The organism is Dietzia sp. DQ12-76, from assembly GCF_014145045.1.
Lineage (GTDB): Bacteria > Actinomycetota > Actinomycetes > Mycobacteriales > Mycobacteriaceae > Dietzia.
Map to the genome: position 1 here is coordinate 1 of NZ_JAALDV010000313.1, position 2235 is coordinate 2235.

At 70.8% G+C, this 2235-nt stretch carries 4 protein-coding genes; 3 read left to right on the forward strand and 1 reads right to left on the reverse strand.

From position 1 onward, the window contains the following. From G6019_RS11100 to G6019_RS11110, 3 genes are all read left to right on the forward strand, one after another. The coding region (locus tag G6019_RS11100; protein ID WP_304506202.1) for an ATP-dependent helicase C-terminal domain-containing protein at window positions 1-448 on the forward strand (448 nt) is incomplete at its 5' end. Between the two features lie 146 nt (window positions 449-594). Continuing rightward, on the forward strand, window positions 595-1104 hold the full coding sequence (locus G6019_RS11105) for a hypothetical protein (protein WP_234414839.1): 510 nt from the start codon (window positions 595-597) through the stop codon (window positions 1102-1104). Between the two features lie 101 nt (window positions 1105-1205). Beyond that, window positions 1206-1784, forward strand: coding sequence for a hypothetical protein (locus tag G6019_RS11110; RefSeq protein ID WP_182612847.1), 579 nt, complete (start codon window positions 1206-1208; stop codon window positions 1782-1784). A gap of 17 nt (window positions 1785-1801) precedes the next feature. On the opposite strand, the gene G6019_RS11115 is transcribed toward G6019_RS11110, so the two are convergent. Further along, window positions 1802-2235: L,D-transpeptidase (locus G6019_RS11115; protein ID WP_206681823.1), on the reverse strand; the 434-nt coding region annotated here is incomplete at its 5' end.

Below are 2235 nucleotides of genomic sequence, written 5' to 3' on the forward strand. Positions count from 1 at the left end.
GCTCGGGCCGGAGGTCGAGTCCATGACGCGAGGCGGCACGCTCAGGGGGCGCGAGGTCGGCGGCGCGCTCCGACGACTGCTCCCGTGGCCGGAGGCCTCCCGGTTCGACGAGCTCGTGCCCGATCGCCTGCAGGTGCCCAGTTCGTCGTGGTACCGCGTCGACTATCCGGAACCCGGATCCGACGCGTCCCCCGTACTTGCGGTGAAGCTGCAGGAGTGCTTCGGGTGGACCTCCTCACCCCGGATCTGCGACAAACGGGTACCCGTGACGGTGCACCTGCTCTCCCCCGCCGGCCGGCCGCTCGGCGTGACCCGCGACCTGGAGTTCTTCTGGCGCGAGGCGTATCCCGGTGTGCGGGCGGAGATGCGGGGCCGCTATCCCCGACATCCCTGGCCGGAGGATCCGATGGCCGCGGAGCCCACTCGCCGGACCACCCGCCACCGCTGACGATCCCGGTCACGTAACGGGGTGAGTTTCGGCACCGTTCCGGTCCGGGCCGGCCCCTACCATGGAACCGGACGCACCTGCGCCATCCGACTCCGCCCCGGAGGGTGACCGCCATGCCCCCGTACACACCACCCTCACCCCACCGCGTGCCCCTCCCGACCAGGACCCCCGCACGCACCAAGAGGATCCCGCACGTCCGGAACCGGATCGGGGTCCTGATGGCGTTCGCCGGCCTGGCGGTGTCGCTGCTCAGCCTCTTCCTGCCGTGGCTTTCCGCCGGCGGGGGCGAGCGGATCTCCGGCCTGGGCATCACCGAGATCATCGACGTCCGCAGTGTCGCCCCGGTGCTGTTCCTCGGGTTGCTCGTCCTGGCCCTGCTCGTGACCGTGACCGCGTTCACCCGACTGGGGGCGTTCGCCGTGGCGGCGGCGGTGATGGCGGCAGGAGTACTCGCGGGTCACCTCGCCTTCGTCTGGACCCTCATCCTCTCCACGGGATCGACGACGCCGGCCCTGTCGGGGCTGCCCGCCAACGCCTCGGTGACCTTCGGGCCGTACGTCGCGGCGTCCGGGTTCGTGGTGGTCTCCGCCGCCTCGGCGTGGGCTGCCCGGTCGGCGAGATACGCCAGGGACCCCCTCTCGCGTCGAGACGGATAGACGACCTCCGGGGGAAGCGCGCTGTTATGGCACGGGCGGACAACGCCACCTATTATGTGACTTATCTCACTTGAGACTCCGGTACGACTAAGGGGCACACCATGGCCGCACAGACAACGCCCACCTCCCGCACACCCCCCGCTTCCGAGACACCGCCCCCGGCGGCGACGACGCGGGGCGGCAAGATCGTCCCTCTACTGCGCAGCCGCGTCGGCGGGCTCATCGCGGTCGCGGGTCTGGCACTCGCCCTTCTCAGCCTGTACCTCCCCTGGCTGTCCACCGCGACCGGCGGGGGCATCACCGCCCTCGAGCTCACCGAGGTCCTGGACCTCCGTGCGATGGCGCCCCTGAACTTCCTTGGCCTGCTCGTACTGCTGGTCCTGGTGGCCGTCACCGTGTTCACCCGACTGGGATTCTTCGCGGCCGCCAACGCGGTTCTCGCGTCGCTGGTGTTGATCGCCCATCTGATCTTCGTCTGGGTCCTGTTCAACTCGACCGACACCGCCGATCCGATGCTGGCGGGACTCCCCGACGGGACTTCGGTCACCTACGGGCCGTTCGTCGCCGCCATCGGCTTCATCCTGGTCATCGCCGGGTCGGTACTGGCGGCCAGGTCCGCCGAGTACCTGCTGCCGGACCGGGCCGAGGCCCGCATGTTCACCGACCCCCGGGGCTCCTGAGACGGCTCTCCCGGTCCTCAGAACACCACGACCGTGTCCCCGACCTGCAGCCTGTCGAAGTAGGTCTCGGCCGCGGGCCGGTCCATCCGGATGCACCCGTGCGACAGGTGGGCCGGGTCCCCCTCGTGGAACGCGATCCCGCCCACGAAGTACACCGCGAACGGCATCGGGGCGTCGTCGAACAGACGACTGACCTCGTGGCGGACCTTACGGGTGACCTGGTACGTCCCACGAGGGGTCTCCCACCCGGCCCTTCCGTGGGACATCCGCACCGGCCCGTAGCTCAGCCGTTCCCCCGACTGCAGCCAGGTCCGGTTCCCGTCGAGGTCCACGCACGCGGCGGCCGTGCGCGGGCAGGGGCTCTGCGGGGTGGGGTCCGGCGGCGGAGGAGGAGCAGGCGGAGGGGGCACGAAGCCGGGCGGTGGAGTGATCCCCGCCGACTCGAGCAGGC